Raw genomic sequence first — 21,077 nt, 5'->3', positions numbered from 1 at the left:
GGCGGCCCTTACCGGCTGGCGCCCGCCGCCGGGCAGGTGCTACACCGGCACGGACCATTCGACGCTGGTCCCGGCCTCCGGCGCCGTCGTGATGGTGCAGTGACCGTCCAGCATCCGGGCCCGGTCCTCGAGGTTGGCGAGTCCGTTGCGTTCCTGGTTCTCGTCAAACCCGGACCCGTTGTCCGTGATGACCACCGTGACCTGGCCCTTGATGACGGCTACCGATACCGAAATCGCGTCCGCCCCGGAGTGCCGGATCGCGTTGCTCAGGCCCTCCGACACGACGGCCACCACGTTGTCTGCCTTCTCCGGAGTGACGGCGTCCACCGGACCGGTCAGGGTCAGCCGGGGCGTGAACGGCATGGATTTGGCGGAGCTGCGGGTGACCCGGCGGATCCGGCCGCTCAGCAGCTCGGTTTCGCCGCTGCTGCTGCGCAGCGAGTAGATCGTGTCCCGCAGGCTCCTGATCGCCTCATCCAGTTCGCCGGTGATGTTCCGTATCCGCTCGGTGGCGAGTTCGTCCTTGGTGTAGCGGGTCAGGCTCTGCACGCTCAGCCCGGCGGCGAAGAGCCGCTGGATGACGAGGTCGTGCAGGTCCCGGGCGATCCGGTCCCGGTCGGTGAACACTAACAACTCCTCGCGGAGCCGGTGCACGCGGGCGAGTTCCAGGGCGAGGGCGACGTGCGATCCGAAGACGGCGCCCATCTCGATATCGGTGCGGGTGTACCGCAGGGACTCCGGCTTGCGGGCCAGGAGCAGGAGTCCGTGGTGTGCGCCCTGGGTGCTCAGGGCAACGGCCAGTACGGGCCCGAGCGAGCCGCCGTCGAAGTCCTGCAGCACTCCTGCCGAGGGCTCCACCATGACAGGTTCGCCGCCGGCTAGGACGTCCGCCAGCTCGGGCGCGCCGAGCTCCAAGACTTTGCCGGCGAAGTCCTTCGCCTGCTCCCCCGCGGCCCCGGCCACCACGTAGCCGGTCCCGGACGCGGCCGGCGCCGCGATGAGCGCCAGCCGGGAATCCGATTCCTGCAGGGCGCGGGCGGCGATCGGGTCGAGCCCGCCCGCGGTGTAGTCCAGGTCGCTGCCCAGCAGCAGCCCGGAGACGTCCATGCAGGCTTCGAGCCAGCGGGCCCGGCGGCGGGCGTCGTCGTACAGTTTGGCGTTTTCGATGGCGACGCCGGCAGCGGCTGCCAGCGCCACCGCAAGGCCTTCGTCCTCGTCGCTGAAGTCCCCGCCGCCCTCTTTTTCGGTCAGGTACAGGTTGCCGAACACGGTATCCCGGACCCGCACCGGCACGCCCAAAAAGGATTTCATGATCGGGTGGTGCGTCGGGAATCCGTAGGCTTCAGGATGTTTGCGCAAGTCCTCGAGCCGCAGCGGCCGGGGTTCCCTGGTGAGCAGGCCCAGCACTCCGTGGCCCACTGGAAGGGCCCCGATCTGGCTGGCCAGTTCGCCGTCGATCCCGACGCTGATGAAGTGGTTCAGCCCTTGGTCTTCCCCGATCACCCCGAGCGCCCCGTACCGGGCACCGAGCAGGTGGCAGGCGGACTGGACGACGCGTTCGAGGACCGCATCAAGGCTGAGGTCCTCGGCAACGGCGACGACGGCTTCGAGGAGTCCGGCCATCCGCTCCTCGGACTGGTGCAGGGCGCCGGCGCGGGACACGAAATCCTTGAGCAGGTCCTCGATCCGGGACGCCCCGGAGCTCATGACTTCCGGGCTGTTACCAGGAGATTGCATCTTCAATGGCCCCAATCCTCAGCACGTACATCCGCGCCGATGCCGTGATGCCAGAATACCCTCATCCCTTACTAACAGGCCCCTATGACCGGTGGTTTATTACGCCGCCGGGCACTTGTGCCCTACCCCGCCCGGCGCTGCCCGGCATAGGCTCGCCGCCATGAGCACCGATCCGAAAGCGGCTGCTGGCCAGCCCCACGCCGTCGAGAACCTGGATAACCACGAGTGCTGGCGGTTGTTGCGTAGCGTCACTGTGGGCCGGATGGCTGTGTGGGTGGACGACCACCCGGACATCTTCCCGGTCAACTACAAAGTGGACCACGGGACCCTGGTCTTCCGGACAGCGGAGGGCACCAAGCTGCAGGCCGCCACGGGCGACACGCCGGTGGCCTTGGAGGCCGATGGCGTCGATGCCGACAGCGGGGTCGCCTGGAGCGTGGTCATCAAGGGCCAGGCCGCCGCGGTGAACAACCAGGAAGAAGTCCTCGACACGGTCGGGCTGCTGCTGTTCCCCTGGCAGGCCGGCAAAAAGGAACACTTTGTGCGCATTACTCCGGACACCATCACCGGCAGGCGGTTCAAGATTGTCCCGCCGCTGACCTGGTGGACGCCGCTGGACGACGCCACCCGGTCCGGCCTCGAGTAGCCCTGCCGGGACTCTCCGGGCCGTGCGACTAGGCCAGCCGGGTGATCTCCACCGTCACTGAGAGCGCCGATCCGCCGCCGCCGGAGAGGATGCCCTTCAGCGGGGGAACATCCCGGTAGTCCCGGCCGCGGGCCACGGTGACATGGAAATCGCCGGCGGGTTTGTGGTTGGTCGGGTCCCAGCTGCGCCACTCCCCGTCCCACCATTCCAGCCACGCGTGCGACTGTCCGGCGACCGTCTCGCCGAGGTCCGCCGTCGAGCGCGGGTGCAGGTACCCGGAAACGTAACGGGCAGGGATTCCGCAGCTGCGCAGCGCCCCGATCGCGAGGTGGGCGAGGTCCTGGCAGACACCCTGCCGCTGGTTCCACGCCTCTTCGGCGTTGGTGGTCACACCGGTGGAACCCTTCATGTAGGTCATCTCGCCGCGCATCCACTCGAAGACGGCCATCGCCGCTTCGTGCGGGTTACGGCCCTCGACGACGCCCGGAACGATGGCGAGCACCTCGTCGCCCGGTCCGGTCAGCTGGGACTGCGGAATCCAGTCGCTGAACTGGTTCAGGGTTTCCGGGGCGGAGAGCACGTCCCAGCCGACAATGTCCGCTTCCGCCGCGATCCGCTCCACGCGGTGCACCTCCACCGTGGTGGTGGAGAGGACCTCGAGGTGGTCGTGCGGCATCTGCATGTCGAAGGCCGTGACACGGGTCCCCCAGTAGTCCCGGTAGCTGCTGAGCGCGGCCTGGGACGGCGAGACCTTCATGGAGGACTCCAGCACCACCTGCTGCGGGTCCGTCAGCGGGGTCATCCGGGCCTCGTTGTAGGAGAGGGTGACCCGCCGGTTGTATTTGTAGGCGGTCTTGTGCGTGATGCTGAGCCGGGTCATGAAACTTCTCCCACCCAGGCCAGTTCGTCTGCCTGATTGAAGTACTTACGGGAAATGGCGTCGGAGGCCTGCGATACGGCCTTCTGCACGCGCTCCATGTGTTCGGGCAGCTCGGACATGAGGTCGTCGGTGCGGTGGAACTCGAGGAACGTCCGGGCCTGCCCGACAATCCGGCGGGCGTCGTTGATGAACCCGACGCGCTGGGCCGAGGGGTCCAGCTTGGCCAGGCACTCGTCCGCGTCCCGCAGGGCGTAGACGATCGAGCGCGGGAAGAGCCGGTCCAGCAGCAGGAACTCGGCCGCGTGCTGGTCGCCGAACGCGGCGCGGCGGGTGCGCAGGAACGATTCGTAGGCGCCGGCGCAGCGGAGCATGTTCACCCAGGACATCCCGGCGGAGAGTACGTCCCGGGTGGAGAGCATACGGGCCGTCATGTCGGCACGCTCCAGTGACCGGCCGAGGACCAGGAACAGCCAGCTCTCGTCGTGGCTGACCGTGGTGTCCGCCAGGCCGCTGACCATGGCGGTGCGCTCCAGCACCCAGTTGCAGAAGCGGTACGTGCCCACCACGTCCTTGCGGTGCTGGTTCAGCCCGTAGTAGGTGGTGTTCAGGCTCTCCCAGAGCCCGGAGGACACGGTTTCCCGTGCACGGCGGGCGTTCTCCCGCGCCGCCCCTAGGGAACCGGCTATGGAGGTGGCGCTCTGCTTGTCGTAGGCCAGGGCGTGCAGGAGCTCGTCGAGGCCGAAGTCATCGGACTGCGGGCGGGCGCCCATCACGGCGAGGAGTTCCTGCGCGACGCTGCGCTGTTCGTCCATCGGGAGGTGGTTGAGCCGCTCAAGGTGCACGTCCAGGATGCGGGCTGTACCGTCGGCGCGTTCCACGTAGCGGCCGATCCAAAAAAGTGACTCGGCAATACGGCTAAGCATTCGCGGCTACCTCCTGCGCGTCGGACATCTGCTGCTGTTGCTGCTCTTTCTGGCTGTCGCGCCAGTTGCTCTCCACGGGCCAGACCGAGACCCGCTCGCGGACCGCGATCGCCGGGCGTGGCAGGACCTCCACCGGGACCTGCGGGGAATCCGCCAGCACCCAGGTGTCCTTTGAGCCGCCGCCCTGGCTGGAGTTCACAATCAGGGACCCTTCCTTCAGCGCCACCCGGGTCAGGCCGCCGGGCAGGACCCAGACGTCGTCGCCGTCGTTGACTGCGAAGGGCCGCAGGTCCACGTGCCGCGGTCCGAACTTGTCGCCGCTGAGGGTGGGGACTGTGGACAGCTGCAGGACCGGCTGTGCGATCCAGCCGCGCGGGTCTGCGATGATGCGTTTGCGCAGCGCCTCGAGTTCGTCCTTGGAGGCGTCGGGCCCGATGACCAGGCCCTTGCCGCCGGAGCCGTCCACGGGCTTGACCACCAGTTCGTCGAGCCGGTCCAGGACGTGCTCCCGGGCCTCGGCCTCTTCCAGCCGGAAAGTATCCACGTTGGCGATGACCGGCTCTTCGCCCAGGTAGTAGCGGATCAGGTCCGGCACGTAGCTGTAGACAAGCTTGTCGTCCGCGACGCCGTTGCCCACCGCGTTGGCGATCGTGACGCCGCCGGCGCGGGCGGCGTTGACCAGGCCGGGGCAGCCGAGCATGGAATCGGAGCGGAACTGCAGCGGGTCGAGGAACTCGTCGTCGATGCGCTTGTAAATCACGTCAACGCGCTGCTCGCCCGCGGTAGTGCGCATATAGACGCGGTTGCCGCGGCAGATGAGGTCGCGGCCCTCGACGAGCTCGACGCCCATCAGGCCGGCCAGGAGGGTGTGCTCGAAGTAGGCGCTGTTGAACACGCCCGGGGTCAGGACCACCACGGTGGGGTCGTCCACGCCCGACGGGGCCGTCTTGCGCAGCGCGGAGAGCAACCGGCGCGGGTATTCCTCGACCGGGCGGATGAGCTGCTGGCCGAACGCCTCAGGCAGGCCCTTGGCCATGGCACGGCGGTTCTCCAGGACGTAGCTGACACCCGAGGGGACCCGGACGTTGTCCTCCAGGACCCGGAACGTGCCCGCGGCGTCGCGGACGACGTCGATGCCGGAAATGTGGACGCGGACGCCGCCGGCCGGCTCGAAGCCGTGGACCTGGCGGTGGAAGTGCGCGCTGGTGGTGACGAGCTGGCGCGGGATGACGCCGTCGGCGACTACCGCCATCTTGCCGTAGACATCGTTAAGGAACGCTTCAAGGGCCTTGACGCGCTGCGCCACTCCGCGTTCGAGGACAGCCCACTCGTCGGCCGGGATCACCCGGGGCACGATGTCGAGGGGGAAAGGCCGTTCCTCGCCGGCGAAGTCGAACGTGACGCCGCGGTCCAGGAAGGTCCGGGCCATGGAGTCGGCCCGGGCGGTGACGTCGGCCAGCGAGAGTTCCTGCAGCGCCCCGGCAACCTGGCCGTAGGAGCGGCGGGCCTCCTGGCCCGGAGTGAACATCTCGTCGTAGGCGCCGCTGCGGCCGGCGGCCTCGGAGTAATCCTGGAAAAGGTCAGACATGCCCACTAGCCAACCACCTTTTCGTTACGAAATCATTTCGACTGGCCCTGCGGGGCGTGTTGCAGCTCACACTGCAATGTTTGTCCCGCGATTAGGGCAAGGTTGAGGCGTGCCCCGATTTGTTAACGTTTTCCGGCAGCGCCGCCCGGGCAGTTTCCGGCGGCTGGTGCCGGGCCTGCTGGCGTGCGCTGCCGCCGTCGTCATCGCCCTCGGCGTCCACCTGCTGCTGCCCGCCGTGCCGGCCATGACGGTGGCGGTGGTCCTGGGGCTGCTGGCCGCCAATCTTCCGGGCCTGGCCGGCTGGAGCGCCGGGACGGGCCGGCCCGGCCTGGACTTCGCAGGCAAGCACCTGATGCGCAGCGGCGTGGTGGTACTGGGCATAAAAGTCAGTGTGGTGGACGTCCTGGGCCTCGGCTGGCCCGCCCTGCTGCTGATCACCGGCGTGGTGCTGGCGGCGTTTGCCGGCACGTACGGCATTGGCCGGCTGTTCCGGCTGACGCCCACAGTGTCCCTTCTCATCGCCACCGGCTTCTCCATCTGCGGGGCCTCCGCGATCGGTGCCATGGCCGCTGTGCGCCGCATCCGGCAACAGGACACCGTGCTGCCGATCGCCCTCGTCACCCTGTGCGGCACCCTGGCCATCGGTGTGCTGCCGCTCCTGATCGGCCCGCTGGGGCTCGGGCCGGAAGCCTTCGGCGCGTGGGCGGGCGCGTCGGTCCACGACGTGGGCCAGGTGGTCGCCACGGCCCAGACCGCCGGCGCCTCGGCGCTCGCCGTCGCCGTGATCGTCAAGCTCACCCGTGTGCTGCTGCTCGCGCCCATGGTCGCAGCTGCCGGGATCCACCACCGGATCGGGTCCGACGCCGGCGGACGCCTCCCGCCCGTGGTGCCGCTGTTCGTCGTGGGCTTCATCGCGATGGCCGCCCTCCGCAGCACCGGCTGGCTCTCCCCCGGGGTCCTCGAGGCCGCCGCCCTGCTGCAGGACCTGCTGCTCGGGATGGCGTTGTTCGGCCTCGGCTCCGCCGTCCGGGTGGGGCACCTGCTGCGGACGGGGACCAGCGCGCTCCTGGCTGCGCTCGCGTCGTGGCTCCTGATCGCCGCGCTGGGCCTGGGCGCCGCCGTCGTCCTCGTGCCCGGACGGTAGCCGGCCCGCGGCGGTGCGGCGGCACCGCGCGTGATTAGATAGCGGAGTGTCGAACCAGAACCTGAGCCGTGACGAAGCGGCAACCCGCTCAGCCCTGATCACCACCCACAGCTACGACGTCTCCCTGGACGTCCGGGAGGCGGCCGATCCCACCGTGGCCGGCTACACCAGCCGCAGCGTCATCACCTTCTCGGCCAGCGAACCCGGCGCCTCCACGTTCCTGGACTTCATCGGCAGTTCCGTGCACAGCGTGTTCCTCAACGGCAAGGGCCTGCCGGTGGCAGACGTGGTGGATGGCTCCCGGATCCTGCTGGAGAACCTGCAGGCCGAGAACCAGGTCACCGTCACCGGAACGGCGCTCTTCAGCACCTCCGGCGAGGGCATGCACCGGTTCTTCGATCCCGCGGACGGCCAGTGCTACCTCTACACCCAGTACGAGCCCGCCGACGCGCGCCGGGTGTTCGCGAACTTTGAGCAGCCCGACTTCAAGGCCGAATTCACGTTCCATGTGATGGCACCCTCCGGCTGGCAGGTCTCCTCAAACGGCGCCGAAACCGGCCGGACGCAGCTGAGCAGCGACCCCGCGACCAGCCGCTGGGACTTCGCCCCCACCAAGCCCATGTCCACCTACATCACCACCGTCCTCGCCGGGCCCTACTTCAAGGCCGAGGACAGCTGGCAGGGAACCCTCAGCGACGGCTCGGCCCTGGACGTACCCCTGGCCCTCTACTGCCGGGCCTCGATGGCGTCCTCGTTCGACACCGACGAACTGTTCCGGCTGACCCGCAACGGCCTGGCCTTCTTCAACGAACTCTTCGACTTCCCGTACCCGTGGGGCAAGTACGACCAGGCCTTCGTCCCTGAATACAACCTCGGCGCCATGGAGAACCCCGGCCTGGTGACGTTCACCGAGAGCTACGTCTTCACGTCCCGGGCCGCCGATTCGCAGTACCAGGGCCGCGCCAACACGCTGCTGCACGAGATGGCGCACATGTGGTTCGGCGACCTCGTCACGATGCAGTGGTGGGACGACCTGTGGCTCAAGGAGTCCTTCGCCGACTACATGGGTAGCCTCGGGGTGGACCGCACCACGGATTGGGACACCGCGTGGGTTAACTTCGCCAACAACCGCAAGGCCTGGGCCTACGTCCAGGACCAGCTGCCCACCACGCACCCCATCGTCGCGGACATCCCGGACCTCGAGGCTGCCAAGCAGAACTTCGACGGCATCACTTACGCCAAGGGCGCCTCGGTCCTGAAGCAGCTGGTGGCCTATGTGGGCTTTGAGGCCTTCATCGCCGGATCGCGCCGGTATTTCCGCGACCACGCCTACGGCAACACCACCCTGGGCGACCTGCTGGCAGCCCTCAGCGCAGCGTCCGGCCGCGACCTGGCCGCCTGGGCCCGGCAGTGGCTCCAGACCTCCGGCATCTCCACGCTTACGGCCGATATCGAGGAGCACGACTGCGTCCTGGGAGCGGTTTCGCTGCACCAGCACGCTGAAGACCCCATCACCGGCCGGCAGGAACCCCGGCCGCACCGGCTGCGCATCGGCCTTTACAACCACAACGCCGCCGGCGCCCTGGTCCGCACCGACAGTGTGGAAACCGACGTCGACGGCGGCCTCACCCGGGTGGACCAGCTCACCGGCAAGCCGCGGCCGGCGCTGCTCCTGGTCAACGACGAGGACCTCAGCTACGCCAAGGTCCGGCTCGATCCGCGTTCCGAAGCCACCGTCCGGGCGTCCCTCTCGGCCATCAGCGATCCGATGGCCCGCGCCCTGTGCTGGACCGCGCTCTGGGATTCGGCCCGCGACGCCGTCAGCCCTGCCGCCCGCTACGTCGACGCCGTCCAACGGTTCGCCCCCGCGGAGCCGGGCATCGGCGTGCTCCTGGCCGTCCTGGGGAACGCCGGAACCGCAATCGAACGCTACGTCCCGGCCGCGGACCGGGACCGCGTCCGCCGCGAGTTCCTGGACACGGCCGCAGCGGAGCTGGCCCGGGCCGAAGCCGGCTCCGACCAGCAGCTGGCCTGGGCCCGCACCCTTGCCGCCACCAGCCGCTCTGACGCGGGCAGGCTCGACCTCATTGCAGCGCTCCTGGACGGCAGCACGGTGATCGAGGGGCTTTCCGTCGACGCGGAACTGCGCTGGAACTTCTGGCACGCCCTGGCGGCGCACGGCCGGGCGGACATTGGCCTGCTCGACGCGGAACTGGCCCGGGATAACACGGCCTCCGGCAAATCCGGGCACGCGACCGCCCTCGCGGCACGGCCGGACCCGGCGGTCAAGGATGCGGCCTGGGACGCAGCCGTGCACGGCACCGCGTTGTCCAACCAGTTGCTCAGCGCCAAGATCGCCGGGTTCAACACGGCTCCGGCCGCCCTGCTGGCCGGTTACGTCGAGCCGTACTTCGAGTGCATTGAACGGGTCTGGCGGAACCGCAGTATCGAGATCGCCAGCAGGATCGTCCGGGGGCTCTACCCTGCCGGGCAGGACCTCCCCCCGGCTGCGGCCGGCGGTGCGCCGGCGCGGCCTGAAGAGCACCCGGTCCTCGTGCGGACTGACAGGTGGCTTGCCGAGCACCCGAACGCGCCGCGTGCGCTGCGCCGCATCATCATCGAACAGCGCAGCCAGCTGCTGCGGGCACTCACGGCCCAGGCGGCCGGCTAGGGCCACTACGGGACCCGGTGCAACCATTCGGTGGTGCCGAACTTGCTGTCGACCCGCTGCCGGGCGGCGTCGAGTTCGGCCTCGGTCAGCTCGGCGGGCGTCGCGCCGTAGCGTTCCGTGAAGACCTCCATCATGGCCGCGACGATCTCGGCGCGGGCCAGTCCGGTCTGCCGGCGCAACGGATCGACGCGCTTTTTGGCGCTGGTGGTGCCCTTGTCCGAGAGTTTTTCCTTGCCGATCCGCAGCACCTCAACCATTTTGTCGGCGTCGATGTCGTAGCTCATGGTGACGTGGTGCAGCATGCCGCCGTTGGCGAGCCGCTTCTGCGCCGCCCCGCCAATCTTGCCCTGGTCGGTGGCGATGTCATTCAGGGGCACGTAGAAGGCTTTGATCCCCACCCTGTCGAGGGCCGCCATGACCCACGCGTCGAGGAAGCCGTAGGAGTCGGCGAAGCTGATGCCGTCCACCAGGGTCTGCGGCAGGTAGAGCGAGTAGGTGATGCAGTTGCCGGCCTCCATAAACATCGCGCCGCCGCCGCTGATCCGGCGGACCACGCTGATACCGTGCCGGCTCACTCCGTCCGGGTGGACCTCGTTGCGGACGGACTGGAAGCTGCCGATCACCACGGACGGTTCCTCCCAGTCCCAGAACCGGAGGGTCGGGTTGCGGCGCCCGGCCCCGACTTCTTCGGTGAGGACTTCATCGAGGGCCACGTTCACGTGGGTGGGGAGCACCGACGGGCCGATGATGTTCCAGTGGTGGTCTCCCCAGCCCGTGGCTTTTGCCAGGGCGCGGCGGACGGCGATTGCGACGGCCTCGGCCGAGAAGCCGAACAGTACGGTGTCCTCGGGCAGCGCCGCCGTGACGGCAGCCGCGAGGTCTGCGGCGCTGGAGTCGGCCGGGAGCCCGGTGAGGCTGTGGTTGATCTCCGGCAGGGCCTCGTCGGGTTCGAGGAAGAAGTCCCCGCTGACCGAGACATGCGCCAGGACGCCGTCCGCGACCTCAAGGTCCACCACCACCAGTTTGCCGCCCGGGACTTTGTACTCGCCGTGGCGGCGGCCGCCGTCGTCCTCGGTGGTGGATTCTGCGGAGGCGGGGAAAGAAGTCATACCGCCATCCTCCCCCACTGCCGGGCCCAAACAGAACCGGGCGGCGGTGCGGCCGGCCCGGTACGCAAAAAGCCCGCACCGTTACCGGTGCGGGCTTTCCAAAAGACCTTGGGAGCAGAAAGTTACTTCTTGCCGCCGAAGCCCTTGAAGCGAGCGTTGAAGCGCTCGACGCGGCCTGCAGAGTCCATGATGCGCTGCTTGCCCGTGTAGAACGGGTGGGACTCGGAGGAGATTTCGACGTCGATGACCGGGTAGGTGTTTCCGTCTTCCCACTCGATGGTCTTCGAGGAAGACACGGTGGACTTGGTCAGGAACTTGACGCCGGAAGCCAGGTCGTTGAAAACAACAGCTTCGTACTTCGGGTGGATATCAGACTGCATAATTGGACCTTTGTTCGCGCAACTGGATTTTGCCAGCTGCCAGGTATGAGTGGGAGTGGCTGCCCGGCGCCTGAAGACGCAGCACGGCCAGCTACCAATACTAGCCCAGATCCGGCGGCCGGACGAACCGGCCGTACACTGGCCTCCAGCGGATCTCCGCCGGTTCCCGGCCAGGCGCCGGCCCGGTGCCGTGGCCGCGTCAGTCGCGGGAGCGCAGCTCCCAGAACGCGACGGCGGAAGCCGCCGCGACGTTGAGCGAGTCGATGCCGGCGCGCATCGGGATTTTGACGGCGAGGTCGACGGCGGCCAGGGTCTCGGCGCTCATGCCCGCGCCCTCGGTGCCGAGGACCAGGGCCAGCCGTTCGGGGTTCCGGGCGGCGAGCACATCAACATCCACCGCGTCAGGGGTCAGTTCCATCGCCGCGACCAGGAAGCCGTGGTCCTTCAGCACCGACAGGTCACCGGGCCAGAGGTCCAGTCGCGCCCAGGGGACCTGGAAGACGGTGCCCATGCTGACCCGCACGCTCCGCCGGTAGAGCGGGTCGCCGCAGCGCGGGCTCACCAGCACGGCGTCGAGCCCCAGGGCGGCTGCGGAGCGGAAGATGGCCCCGACGTTGGTGTGGTCCACGATGTCTTCGAGGACGGCGACCCTCCGGGCGCCGGCGAGCAGTTCCGGCAGCGGCACCGGCGCGGGCCGGTGCATGGCGGCCATCGCCCCGCGGTGCAGGTGGAACCCTGTGATCTCCTCCAGCAGCGCGGCCGAACCGATGTAGGCCGGCACTTCCGGGTACGCGGCGAAAACGTCGTCGAGGTCCTGCAGCCACTTCTCCGCGAGGAAGAACGAGCGCGGCCGGTGACCCGCCGCGAGGGCACGGCGCAGCACCCGGGAGGACTCGGCGATGTACATCCCCTCCGCGGGCTCCCTGAGTTTGCGCAGGTGAACGTCGGTCAGCTGGGTGTAGTCGGCCACACGCGGGTCGGCGGCGGAGTCGAGGTGGTGAAAGGTCACGGCCGGCTCAGTTCACCAGCTTGGCGATCATAAAGCCCAGCGCCACGGTGCCGAGGACGAAGATGACGCCGCGGAGGACCCGCGGGGAGAGCCTCCGGCCCACCTTGGAGCCGACGAGGCCGCCGATCAGCGAGCTGACGGCGATCAGGCCCACTGCACCCCAGCTGATCCGGTCGAAGGCGAAGAGCAGGTAGGACGTGGCGGCGACGAGGTTGACCCCAAGGACCAGGATGTTCTTCATGGCGTTGGCGTTCTGCATGGTGCCGGCCATAAACACCCCGAGGATCCCGACCAGGAGGATCCCCTGCGCGGCCACAAAGTATCCGCCGTACACGCCGGCGAGGAAAACGAGCACCACCAGCAGGAACCCGTGGCGTTTGTCCCGGCTGGCCTGTTCCGGGTCTGATTCCCGGTTCTGTACCCAGCTCTGGAGCCTGGGCTGGAACGCCACCATAAGCAGGGCCACCACGATCAGCGCGGGCGCGGCGTAGTGGAAGACCACCTCCGGGAGGTGCAGGAGCAGGTAGGCGCCGGTGATGCCGCCGAGCAGGGATGCCGGCAGCAGGCGGAGGAGCTGGGTCCGGCGTCCGGCCAGTTCCCTGCGGTAGCCCCACGCGCCGGCCGCGCTGCCCGCGACCAGGCCCATGGCATTACTGATCGAGGCGGTGACGGGAGCGAATCCGAGCGCGATCAGCACCGGGAAGGTGACGAGTGTGCCGGAGCCGACCACGCTGTTGATGGTGCCGGCCCACAGGCCGGCGAAGAAGATGAGGACGCTGTTGAGTAACTCCACGCGCTGTCAGCGACCCCCGTCAGCGGCGGGCGGTGGCCGTGTACCGGCCGCCGGAGACATTGACGTCGAGTTCGACGCCGAACGTCTCACTGAGGTTTTCCGCGGTCAGCACCTCGCTGATCGGACCGGAGGCGACGATGCCGCCGTTGCGCATCAACAGGGCGTGGGTGAACCCGGGCGGGACCTCTTCGAGGTGGTGGGTCACCAGGACGATCGCCGGGGCGGCCTCGTCGCGGGCGAGCCCGCTGAGCCGGTGGACGAGGTCTTCGCGGCCGCCGAGGTCTAGGCCCGCGGCGGGTTCGTCGAGCAGGAGCAGCTCGGGGTCGGTCATGAGGGCCCGGGCGATCTGCACGCGCTTGCGTTCACCTTCGGAGAGCGAGGCGAAGGGGCGGTTGAGCAGCGGGCCCATGCCCCATTCGTTGAGGAGGGCGAAGGCGCGCCGTTCGTCGTCTTTTTCGTAGCCTTCGCGCCAGCGGCCGGTGACACCGTAGGCGGCGGTGACGACGACGTTGAGGACCTTCTCGTGTTCCGGGATCTGATTGGCCAGTGCCGCCGAGGACAGGCCGATCCGCGGGCGGAGTTCAAAAACGTCCACGGCGCCGAGGATYTCYTCRAGGATCCCGGCCATGCCGCTGGTGGGGTGGATCCGGGCGGCGGCAACCTGCAACAGAGTGGTCTTGCCGGCGCCGTTGGGGCCCAGGATTACCCAGCGCTCGCCCTCCTTGACCTGCCAGTCGACCTTGTCCAGGAGGGTTTTCGCTCCACGTACAACGCTGACGGCGGCCAATTCAAGAACATCACTCATAGGAGTAGACATTAGGTCAAAAAACCAGACGACTGATAACCGGACAAACGGCCGCCGGGCGTCCCCATCCGCCTGCGTCACCGGAGCGAAACGAATTCAGGGCGGCCGGGCCGTGCTCGGTAGCATGGAAGCCATGAGTTCGAACGTGACCGCGGTCAGCTACGGCGCCCACCTTTCCGCCCCCGAGCTCGCGCAGGTCCGCGGGACGCTGGCAGCGATCGGGCTGGAGATCGGCGCCGAAAAAACCACGGGAGACGGCCGATTTTCCGTCTACACCGCCGACTGCACCTCCGGGGCACCTGTCACGGCGGCCGGCCTGGCTGGACTGCGGCAGAGCCTGGCAGCGGCCGCCGTCCCCGGCATCGGCACTGCGCTCGTTCCGGCGGCCCTGCGGGAGGCTCCGCGGAAGTTCCTGATCATGGACGTGGACTCGACGCTCATCCGGCAGGAAGTCATCGAACTGCTTGCCGCGCACGCGGGCAAGCGCGAGGAAGTTGCCGCGGTGACGGAGGCGGCCATGCGCGGCGAACTCGACTTCGCTCAAAGCCTGCACGCCCGGGTAGCTGTCCTGGCCGGGCTGCCGGCCGACGTCGTCGATTCCGTCCGCGCAGAAGTGCTGCTCAGTGACGGCGCCGCCGACCTGGTGGCGGCGTTTAAGGCGGCCGGGCACGTGGTGGCCGTGGTTTCCGGCGGCTTCAACCAGATTCTCGGGCCGATAGCCGAGGGCCTGGGACTGGACTACTGGATTGCCAATGAACTTGAAATCGTGGACGGTGCGCTCACCGGCAAGGTGCTCGGTGATGTGGTGGACCGTGCCGCAAAGGAGAAGTACCTCCGGGAGTGGGCGGCGGCGGAGGGCATTCCGATGGAGCACACCATCGCCGTGGGCGACGGGGCTAACGACCTCGATATGCTCGGCGCGGCGGGGATAGGGGTGGCGTTCAACGCCAAACCGGCAGTCCGCGCGGCCGCTGACGCGGCCCTCGACCTGCCCTATCTTGACGCGGTCCGGTACATCGCCGGCGTCTGAGGCCCGTTAACGCGAAATGACCCCTGGCGGCAGTGTCCTTGAAGGACACTGCCGCCAGGGGTCATCGCAGTAGTGGCTAGTTGGTGCCCGCGCCGCTTGACTTGTCGAAGTAGTCGGCGCCGCCGACGTATTCGGTGTGGCCGGTTTCGACGTCGGCGGTGGCCATCTTGGCGACCTCGGCAGCGAATTCCTTCACGGAGTACAGCTTGCCGGCCTCGGCGCGGCGGGCCTCGATGGCGCCGGGGTTGGAGCGGTCCAGCAAGGTGGCCGTGACGGTGCCCTCGATCATGTCGCCGGAGACAACCACCAGCGAGATGCCCTTGTCGGCCAGGGCAGGCACCAGGTCGCGGAGCGCGTCTTCGCCGGCGCGCTTGCTGCGGGCTACCGGCTCGTACTCCGGCATGGTGGGCACGGTGTCGATGAAGTGGGCCTGGTGGCTGGTCACGAAGACCACGCGGGAGCCCTCGGCCATCAGCGGTACGGCGGCGTTGAGCATGTTGACCTGGGCGTCGCGGTTGAGCTTGAGGGCGTAGCCCTCTTCCATACCGGATTCCATGCCGCCGGAGGCGTTCAGTACCAGCAGGTCCAGCGAGCCGAAGTTCTCCATCGCGGCGCTGGCCAGGGCCTGGACGCCTTCCTGCGTGGTCAGGTCGGCCCCAACGGCTGCCGCGCGGCCGCCCGCGGCCTCGATTTCCGCGACCACCTTGTTGGCGCGCGGCGCCTTCTGGCGGTAGTTGACGACGACGGCGGCACCCTCGGCGGCGAGGAACTTGGCCACGTCCGCGCCGATTCCCCGTGATGAACCGGTAACGATAGCGGTCTTGTTATCCAGCAGTCCCATACGAGCTCCTTTGTTCCAAACATCCAAATACTGGTGGGTCTGCTGTCCATCATGCCAGCGGTCCGGGCCAATCCGGTTGTTTGGGATCCACAAAGAAGCCGCACGGGCCTAGTTCAGGCAGCTGGGCGGCCGGGCCGCCAGTGCAGCCCGGCCTCCCTCGCGCGGCGGGCCTCAGCCGCGGTCCACCCGGATTTTGGTCCCGGACGTGCCCGGCGCCGCTACCGGGGCGGGCGCCCGCACTTCCAGGACTCCGTCCTTGTAGCTTGCCGTGATGTCTTCTTCTTTAGCTCCCGCCGGCAGGGCGATGCTGCGCTGGAACGAGCCATAGCGGAATTCGGAGCGGTAGCCGTCCTTCTCCTTGTGCTCGGACCGTTCCTCGCGTTCGGCCTTGATATGCAGCATGCCGCCGCTGACCGAGACGTCGACGTCCTTGTCCGGATCGATGCCAGGGATTTCCGCCCGCACCACCAGGGTGCTGCCGTCCTGGAACTGTTCAACCTTGATACTCGACGCCATGGTGAGGTCGCCATCAAGGAAGCGGCGGACAGGCTCCAGCATGTCCGATGGTGCCCACTTGCTCAGATCAGCCATGATTCTCCTCCTGGGTGCACGCCCCTGCCGCGCGTGGTCCGGGGCTGTGGGTCCATTACACGCCTGCGGCAGCGCGCGCGCCAAGGGCCAAAGACCCGCCGTCGGACTGTCTGTTAGTGGCCCATCCCGAGTCCGCCATCCACCGGGATGACCGCGCCGGAAATGTAGGCGGCCTCGTCGCTCGCGACCCAGCGGACGACGTCGGCCACTTCCGAGGCCTCGGCAAAGCGGCCGGCGGGGACCTTGGAGAGGTAGTCCTTCTGCGTTGCTTCGGGCAGTTCGGCGGTCATGTCCGTGTTGATGAAGCCGGGTGCGACGACGTTGGCGGTGATGCCCCGGCCGCCCAGTTCGCGGGTGAGGGACCGGGCGATGCCCACGAGGCCGGCCTTCGATGCGGAGTAGTTGATCTGGCCCGGGGCGCCGTAGAGGCCGGAGACCGAGGAAATCAGGACCACGCGGCCCTTGCGGGCCCGGATCATGCCTTTGGAGGCGCGCTTGATGACCCGGAAGGCGCCGGTGAGGTTCGTGTCCAGAACAGAGGTGAAGTCGTCTTCGCTCATCCGCATCAGGAGGGTGTCCTTGGTGATGCCGGCGTTGGCCACCAGCACTTCGACGGGACCGTGCGCCGCCTCGACTTCGGCAAAGGCTGCGTCCACCGAGGCTTCATCGGTGACGTCCGCCTTSACGCCGAGGATGCCSTCCGGAAGSGTSGCCKSGCTGCGGTAGGTGACGGCCACCTTGTCGCCATTGGCGAGGAAGGATTCGGCGATGGCCAGTCCGATGCCGCGGTTGCCGCCGGTGATGAGGACGCTGCGGCCGGTGGTGGGTGCTTCAGTCATGGTGGGCTCCGGGATTCTGCGGCGCACGGGCGCCGCGTTGGGTCGGCTGGATTTTCCTGCCTCCGATCTTAGCCTCCGGCCGGCACCTTCCCGCCCGGCCCGCCGGCGTTTGGGCGGCCCTGCCAATGGTGAGAGAATCGAAGTAAGCCTATGGAGCGTGATCTGACAGCCGTGACAAACAAGAACCGACCCGGTGAACGGACGTCCGGGGAGGACTCCGGCGACACCGAGGTCCACAGCATTACGGACGCTGCCGCGGCCCACTCGGAAGAGATGCGCCAGCGGATGATCAAGTATGCCGTGGCCATGGGCATCCGTATGGTCTGCCTTGTCCTGGTGTTTGTGGTGGACGGCTGGTTCAAGATCCTGCCCGTGATCGGCGCCGTATTCCTGCCCTGGGTGGCGGTGGTGATTGCCAACGGCAGCGACCACGCCGAGGTGCACAGCGAGTCGCTGCTGGACTACGTGCCCATGGGCGAGCTGGACGCGCCGCGCCCCACGGAAACACCCGGGCAAGGGCCAGCCCCGGCGGACGATGTCCCCGGCACCCTGTTGCAGGGTGAACTGATTGACGACGACGAGGACCACGGACGGGCTGCATCATGAATATCTTTGACCTCGCGGGAGCCGCAGCCGAGCCTGCCGAAGCGACCTGCTCCCGCAAGGCCTGCCGCGCTAACGCCGAATGGCAACTGTTGTGGAACAACCCCAAGATCCACACCCCCGAGCGCCGCAAGACCTGGCTCGCGTGTCCGGATCACCGCGGGTGGCTGGAGGACTACCTGCAGACCCGGGGGCTGTGGAAGGCCACCGTTCCGCTGGACGACGCGGCCGGTGCCGCGGGCAAGGCCTGCTGAATGTATCGCTTCCTCTTTTCGAGCAAATGGCTGGGCTATCTCCTGCTGGCCGCGATCTTCGCCACCGCCTGCGTCTTCCTCGGCCGCTGGCAGATGGACCGCCGGGCGGAGACGCTTGCCGAGATCAACCGGGTGGTTTCGAACTATTCGGCCACCCCGATTCCCTTTGCCGCGGCGCGCCAGGAGTTCATCAGCATGGACGCGGAGCGCGAATGGACGCAGGTGGAACTCCACGGCCGCTACGACGAAGCAGGCCAGCGGATTGTCCGCAACAGGCCGCTCAACGGTCAGCCGGGCTACGAAGTGGTGGTGCCGTTCAGGCTCGTCTCCGGAGAGACGGTGGTGATTGACCGGGGGTGGCTTCCGATCGGAAACAAGACCCCCGGCAGCCCGGACTCCGTACCGGCCCCGCCGTCCGGGGATGTGACGGTGGTGGCGCGGCTGAAGCCCGCCGAACCGGCCCTGCAGCGCGGCGCCCCCGAGGGCCAGCTGGCATCCATCGACCTGACCGCCTATTCCAAACAGCTTGGGTATCCCCTGCTCACCGGCGCGTACGGCCAGCTGGCCTCCGAGACGCCCCCGGTCGCGGACATGCCGGTCCCCTTCCTCAAACCCTCCACCGACGAGGGGACGCATCTGTCCTATTCGCTGCAGTGGTTTGCGTTTGGCGTCCTGATGTTCATCGGCTTTGGTTACGCCGCCCGCCAGCAGGCACGCAACGCCGCGATCGACGCGGAGGACGCCGAGGCCCAGGCGGAGGAGGGTGTGTACGTGCATGCCAGCCGGCCGGGGCCCCGCCGTCGTCCGGCACCGCGGAAGGGAAGAAATCCCACGGCCGAGGAAGAGGAAGACGCCATCCTCGATGCCCAGGGATTCTGAGGTCCACGCCATGGATGACGACGCCGTCGCCAACGTCCGGCGGGCCCTTGTCGCAGCAGGTTCAACTGACACCGTGGCGGTGTTCGACACCGCAGTTCCCACCGCCGCCGCCGCGGCCGCCACCCTGGGCTGTGATGTCGCGGCGATCACCAACAGCCTCGTCTTCGACCTGGACGGCGCTCCCCTGCTGATTCTGGCCAGCGGCGCGGCAAAAGTGGACGTCCGGATGGTGGCCGACCGCCTGGGCTGCGGCAAGATCCGCCGGGCGGCCCCGGAATTCGTCCTGCGCCACACGGGCCAGCACGTCGGCGGCGTCGCCCCGCTCGGCCACCCGCAGCCCATCAGGACACTGCTGGACGAATCCCTGGCGGCGCACCCCCTCCTCTGGGCAGGAGCCGGTGACCACAACTCGATGTTCTCGATCACCTACAAAGAACTCCACCGCATCACAGCAGCAGAGGAACTCCAGGTCCGCTAACACCACACCAGCCCTATAGCTAGCGGAACGGCGCGGCTGCCGGACAGCAAAGCGGCGAACGCGGCCAAGCCCCTAGCGGAACGGCGCGGCTGATTTGCGTAGCGTGCGTCTAAGCGAGGAACGAGCGAGCACGCGGCAAATCGGGCGCGCCGAGCCGCGAAGGTGACCGAAGGTCCGAAGCTACGAAGGCGAAATTCGGTCTAGGCGAGCGTAATCAAGTCCAGGTAGTCCGCGTTCCACAGGTCTTCGACGCCGTCGGGCAACAGCACAACGCGCTCCGGGTTCAGCGCCTCTACGGCCCCCTCGTCGTGGCTCACCAGGACGACAGCCCCGGTATAGTTGCGCAGCGCGCCGAGGATTTCGGAGCGGCTGGCGGGGTCGAGGTTGTTGGTGGGCTCATCGAGGAGCAGCACGTTCGCGCTCGAGGCGACGATGGTGGCCAGTGCCAGCCTGGTCTTCTCGCCGCCGGAGAGCACGCCCGCCGGCTTGTCGACGTCGTCCCCGGAGAACAGGAACGAGCCCAGGATGCCGCGGACCTCGGAGTCGTTCATGTCCGGGGCGGCCGAACGCATGTTCTGCAGCACGGTGCGGTCGACGTCGAGCGTCTCATGCTCCTGCGCGTAGTAGCCGACCTTCAGCCCGTGGCCCGGGATGACCTCGCCGGTGTCCGGTTTGTCCACGCCGGCGAGCATCCGCAGCAGCGTGGTCTTGCCTGCGCCGTTGAGGCCCAGGATGACCACCTTGGAGCCGCGGTCGATCGCGAGGTCCACGTCGGTGAAGATTTCCAGTGACCCGTAGGACTTGCTGAGGCCGTCCGCCGTGAGCGGGGTCTTGCCGCAGGGCGACGGGTCCGGGAAGCGCAGGGCTGCCACGCGGTCGTTCTCGCGGACCGCTTCGAGGCCGCCCAGCAGACGCTCGGCGCGCTTGGCCATGTTCTGCGCGGCGACCGCCTTGGTGGCCTTGGCGCGCATCTTGTTGGCCTGGTCCATAAGGACCTGGGCCTTCTTTTCCGCATTGGCGCGTTCGCGTTTGCGGGCGCGTTCGTCCGTCTCGCGCTGAGTGAGGTAGCGCTTCCAGTCCATGTTGTAGAAGTCGATCTGCGCGCGGTTGGCGTCCAGCAGGAAGACCTTGTTGACCGTGGCCTCGAGCAGCTCGGTGTCGTGGCTGATGACAATCAGGCCGCCCTGGTGGTTCTTGAGGAACTCACGGAGCCAGGCGATGGAATCGGCGTCGAGGTGGTTAGTGGGCTCATCCAGCAGCATCGTCTCGGCGTCGGAGTACAGGATGCGGGCCAGCTCCACACGACGGCGCTGGCCGCCGGAGAGGGTCTTCAGCGGCTGGTTGAGCAGGCGGTCCGGCAGTGCGAGGTTGGAGCAGATCGCCGCTGCCTCGGCCTCGGCAGCGTAGCCGCCGGCGGCGAGGAATTCAGATTCCAGGCGGTCGTAGCGGTTCATGGCCTTGCGCTGGATGGTGGCGTCCTCGCTGGCCATTTCCTCATGCGCGATGCGGAGCTTGCCGACGGCGATGTCGAGGCCGCGGGCCGAAAGGATCCGGTCCCGGGCGAGCTGCTCCATGTCAGGGGTGCGCGGGTCCTGCGGCAGGTAGCCGATCTCGCCGCTACGCGTGACCTTGCCGGCGGCGGGCAGACCCTCGCCTGCCAGCACACGGGTCAATGTGGTCTTGCCTGCACCGTTACGGCCGACAAGGCCGATTTTGTCCCCCTTGTCGATCCGGAAGCTCACCGAGTCCATCAGCAGACGGGCGCCGGCGCGCAGTTCGAGGTCCTGGACGGTAATCAATGCAGGTAAGGCCTTTCACAACAGGGGACGCCGCGGCACGACGGATGGAGTCTGGACGGGGCCGGGGCAGTATGGCCG

At 68.1% G+C, this 21,077-nt stretch carries 21 protein-coding genes; 8 read left to right on the top strand and 13 right to left on the bottom strand.

All coding sequences use genetic code 11. The annotated features are described in order from the left end of the window. Positions 1-39: 39 nt before the first annotated feature. The gene (locus AC1DBE_RS01410; protein WP_476969665.1) at positions 40-1,737 is read right to left on the bottom strand and encodes a GAF domain-containing sensor histidine kinase; all 1,698 of its coding nucleotides are present in this window, start codon (positions 1,735-1,737) and stop codon (positions 40-42) included. A gap of 160 nt (positions 1,738-1,897) precedes the next feature. Between AC1DBE_RS01410 and AC1DBE_RS01405 the strand changes: the two genes are divergently transcribed. Continuing rightward, a complete protein-coding gene (locus AC1DBE_RS01405; protein ID WP_476969389.1) occupies positions 1,898-2,383 on the top strand; it encodes a pyridoxamine 5'-phosphate oxidase family protein in 486 nt (161 codons plus the stop codon). A 28-nt stretch (positions 2,384-2,411) separates the two neighbouring features. Here the strand turns inward: AC1DBE_RS01405 and AC1DBE_RS01400 are convergent, their stop codons facing one another. Genes AC1DBE_RS01400 through AC1DBE_RS01390 form a run of 3 tightly spaced genes read right to left on the bottom strand, consistent with a single transcriptional unit; the run spans position 2,412 to position 5,774 of the window. Beyond that, complete coding sequence (locus AC1DBE_RS01400; protein WP_476969388.1) at positions 2,412-3,263, bottom strand: transglutaminase family protein; 852 nt, start codon at positions 3,261-3,263, stop codon at positions 2,412-2,414. Beyond that, complete coding sequence (locus tag AC1DBE_RS01395) at positions 3,260-4,186, bottom strand: alpha-E domain-containing protein (protein ID WP_476878330.1); 927 nt, start codon at positions 4,184-4,186, stop codon at positions 3,260-3,262. Before AC1DBE_RS01395 ends, AC1DBE_RS01400 begins: the two co-directional genes overlap by 4 nt. After that, complete coding sequence (locus AC1DBE_RS01390) at positions 4,179-5,774, bottom strand: circularly permuted type 2 ATP-grasp protein (RefSeq protein WP_476878329.1); 1,596 nt, start codon at positions 5,772-5,774, stop codon at positions 4,179-4,181. The genes AC1DBE_RS01395 and AC1DBE_RS01390 overlap by 8 nt, the downstream gene beginning before the upstream one ends. 109 nt (positions 5,775-5,883) lie before the next feature. Between AC1DBE_RS01390 and AC1DBE_RS01385 the strand changes: the two genes are divergently transcribed. After that, positions 5,884-6,918 (top strand): YeiH family protein, encoded by a 1,035-nt coding sequence (locus AC1DBE_RS01385; protein WP_476969387.1) that lies wholly within the window; start codon positions 5,884-5,886, stop codon positions 6,916-6,918. Between the two features lie 46 nt (positions 6,919-6,964). Then, the gene (gene pepN / locus AC1DBE_RS01380; protein ID WP_476969386.1) at positions 6,965-9,589 is read left to right on the top strand and encodes an aminopeptidase N; all 2,625 of its coding nucleotides are present in this window, start codon (positions 6,965-6,967) and stop codon (positions 9,587-9,589) included. A gap of 5 nt (positions 9,590-9,594) precedes the next feature. Here pepN and AC1DBE_RS01375 read toward each other — a convergent pair whose 3' ends face one another. The 5 genes from AC1DBE_RS01375 to AC1DBE_RS01355 all read right to left on the bottom strand — a co-directional run bounded on the left by AC1DBE_RS01375 (position 9,595) and on the right by AC1DBE_RS01355 (position 13,685). Continuing rightward, positions 9,595-10,698, bottom strand: coding sequence for a lipoate--protein ligase family protein (locus tag AC1DBE_RS01375; RefSeq protein WP_476969385.1), 1,104 nt, complete (start codon positions 10,696-10,698; stop codon positions 9,595-9,597). Between the two features lie 122 nt (positions 10,699-10,820). Further along, positions 10,821-11,078: a type B 50S ribosomal protein L31 gene (locus AC1DBE_RS01370; RefSeq protein ID WP_056739465.1), complete on the bottom strand. Its 258-nt coding sequence runs from the start codon at positions 11,076-11,078 to the stop codon at positions 10,821-10,823. A 199-nt stretch (positions 11,079-11,277) separates the two neighbouring features. Continuing rightward, positions 11,278-12,087 carry a TrmH family RNA methyltransferase gene (locus AC1DBE_RS01365; protein WP_476969384.1) on the bottom strand — a complete coding sequence of 270 codons (810 nt, stop codon included), beginning with the start codon at positions 12,085-12,087 and terminating at the stop codon, positions 11,278-11,280. Between the two features lie 7 nt (positions 12,088-12,094). Next, positions 12,095-12,880: a sulfite exporter TauE/SafE family protein gene (locus AC1DBE_RS01360; protein WP_476878324.1), complete on the bottom strand. Its 786-nt coding sequence runs from the start codon at positions 12,878-12,880 to the stop codon at positions 12,095-12,097. A gap of 19 nt (positions 12,881-12,899) precedes the next feature. Further along, a complete protein-coding gene (locus AC1DBE_RS01355; RefSeq protein WP_476969383.1) occupies positions 12,900-13,685 on the bottom strand; it encodes an ABC transporter ATP-binding protein in 786 nt (261 codons plus the stop codon). Positions 13,686-13,818: 133 nt separating this feature from the next. Here AC1DBE_RS01355 and serB point away from each other — a divergent pair, with 133 nt between their 5' ends. After that, complete coding sequence (gene serB, locus AC1DBE_RS01350) at positions 13,819-14,715, top strand: phosphoserine phosphatase SerB (RefSeq protein WP_476878322.1); 897 nt, start codon at positions 13,819-13,821, stop codon at positions 14,713-14,715. Between the two features lie 76 nt (positions 14,716-14,791). Here serB and AC1DBE_RS01345 read toward each other — a convergent pair whose 3' ends face one another. From AC1DBE_RS01345 to fabG, 3 genes are all read right to left on the bottom strand, one after another. Further along, positions 14,792-15,556: an SDR family oxidoreductase gene (locus AC1DBE_RS01345; protein WP_476878321.1), complete on the bottom strand. Its 765-nt coding sequence runs from the start codon at positions 15,554-15,556 to the stop codon at positions 14,792-14,794. 171 nt (positions 15,557-15,727) lie between these two features. Beyond that, on the bottom strand, positions 15,728-16,147 hold the full coding sequence (locus tag AC1DBE_RS01340; RefSeq protein ID WP_476969382.1) for an Hsp20/alpha crystallin family protein: 420 nt from the start codon (positions 16,145-16,147) through the stop codon (positions 15,728-15,730). Between the two features lie 113 nt (positions 16,148-16,260). Then, positions 16,261-16,986 (bottom strand): 3-oxoacyl-ACP reductase FabG, encoded by a 726-nt coding sequence (gene fabG / locus AC1DBE_RS01335; RefSeq protein WP_476969381.1) that lies wholly within the window; start codon positions 16,984-16,986, stop codon positions 16,261-16,263. A 150-nt stretch (positions 16,987-17,136) separates the two neighbouring features. On the opposite strand from fabG, the gene AC1DBE_RS01330 reads away from it, so the two are divergent. The 4 genes from AC1DBE_RS01330 to AC1DBE_RS01315 are packed head-to-tail and all read left to right on the top strand — an operon-like array spanning position 17,137 to position 19,200. Next, positions 17,137-17,592, top strand: coding sequence for a DUF3099 domain-containing protein (locus AC1DBE_RS01330; RefSeq protein ID WP_476969380.1), 456 nt, complete (start codon positions 17,137-17,139; stop codon positions 17,590-17,592). Further along, positions 17,589-17,843: a hypothetical protein gene (locus AC1DBE_RS01325; RefSeq protein WP_476969379.1), complete on the top strand. Its 255-nt coding sequence runs from the start codon at positions 17,589-17,591 to the stop codon at positions 17,841-17,843. The genes AC1DBE_RS01330 and AC1DBE_RS01325 overlap by 4 nt, the downstream gene beginning before the upstream one ends. Beyond that, on the top strand, positions 17,844-18,722 hold the full coding sequence (locus AC1DBE_RS01320) for an SURF1 family cytochrome oxidase biogenesis protein (RefSeq protein ID WP_476969378.1): 879 nt from the start codon (positions 17,844-17,846) through the stop codon (positions 18,720-18,722). After that, positions 18,706-19,200: a YbaK/EbsC family protein gene (locus AC1DBE_RS01315; RefSeq protein WP_476969377.1), complete on the top strand. Its 495-nt coding sequence runs from the start codon at positions 18,706-18,708 to the stop codon at positions 19,198-19,200. Before AC1DBE_RS01320 ends, AC1DBE_RS01315 begins: the two co-directional genes overlap by 17 nt. A gap of 200 nt (positions 19,201-19,400) precedes the next feature. Here the strand turns inward: AC1DBE_RS01315 and AC1DBE_RS01310 are convergent, their stop codons facing one another. After that, complete coding sequence (locus AC1DBE_RS01310) at positions 19,401-20,999, bottom strand: ABC-F family ATP-binding cassette domain-containing protein (RefSeq protein ID WP_476903396.1); 1,599 nt, start codon at positions 20,997-20,999, stop codon at positions 19,401-19,403. Positions 21,000-21,077: the final 78 nt, after the last annotated feature.

The organism is Arthrobacter sp. 10T416 (assembly GCF_056394165.1).
Note: the sequence above shows the minus strand (reverse complement) of the source record. Positions and strands in the feature narration are given on the sequence as shown.

Excerpts from the sequence above, each read along its gene's own strand:
- AC1DBE_RS01410 (WP_476969665.1), bottom strand. The coding sequence starts at position 1,737 with ATGCAATCTCCTGGTAACAGCCCGGAAGTCATGAGCTCCGGGGCGTCC.
- AC1DBE_RS01405 (WP_476969389.1), top strand. The coding sequence starts at position 1,898 with ATGAGCACCGATCCGAAAGCGGCTGCTGGCCAGCCCCACGCCGTCGAG.
- AC1DBE_RS01400 (WP_476969388.1), bottom strand. The coding sequence starts at position 3,263 with ATGACCCGGCTCAGCATCACGCACAAGACCGCCTACAAATACAACCGG.
- AC1DBE_RS01395 (WP_476878330.1), bottom strand. The coding sequence starts at position 4,186 with ATGCTTAGCCGTATTGCCGAGTCACTTTTTTGGATCGGCCGCTACGTG.
- AC1DBE_RS01390 (WP_476878329.1), bottom strand. The coding sequence starts at position 5,774 with ATGTCTGACCTTTTCCAGGATTACTCCGAGGCCGCCGGCCGCAGCGGC.
- AC1DBE_RS01375 (WP_476969385.1), bottom strand. The coding sequence starts at position 10,698 with ATGACTTCTTTCCCCGCCTCCGCAGAATCCACCACCGAGGACGACGGC.
- AC1DBE_RS01370 (WP_056739465.1), bottom strand. The coding sequence starts at position 11,078 with ATGCAGTCTGATATCCACCCGAAGTACGAAGCTGTTGTTTTCAACGAC.
- serB (WP_476878322.1), top strand. The coding sequence starts at position 13,819 with ATGAGTTCGAACGTGACCGCGGTCAGCTACGGCGCCCACCTTTCCGCC.
- AC1DBE_RS01345 (WP_476878321.1), bottom strand. The coding sequence starts at position 15,556 with ATGGGACTGCTGGATAACAAGACCGCTATCGTTACCGGTTCATCACGG.
- AC1DBE_RS01340 (WP_476969382.1), bottom strand. The coding sequence starts at position 16,147 with ATGGCTGATCTGAGCAAGTGGGCACCATCGGACATGCTGGAGCCTGTC.
- AC1DBE_RS01330 (WP_476969380.1), top strand. The coding sequence starts at position 17,137 with ATGGAGCGTGATCTGACAGCCGTGACAAACAAGAACCGACCCGGTGAA.
- AC1DBE_RS01325 (WP_476969379.1), top strand. The coding sequence starts at position 17,589 with ATGAATATCTTTGACCTCGCGGGAGCCGCAGCCGAGCCTGCCGAAGCG.
- AC1DBE_RS01320 (WP_476969378.1), top strand. The coding sequence starts at position 17,844 with ATGTATCGCTTCCTCTTTTCGAGCAAATGGCTGGGCTATCTCCTGCTG.
- AC1DBE_RS01315 (WP_476969377.1), top strand. The coding sequence starts at position 18,706 with ATGCCCAGGGATTCTGAGGTCCACGCCATGGATGACGACGCCGTCGCC.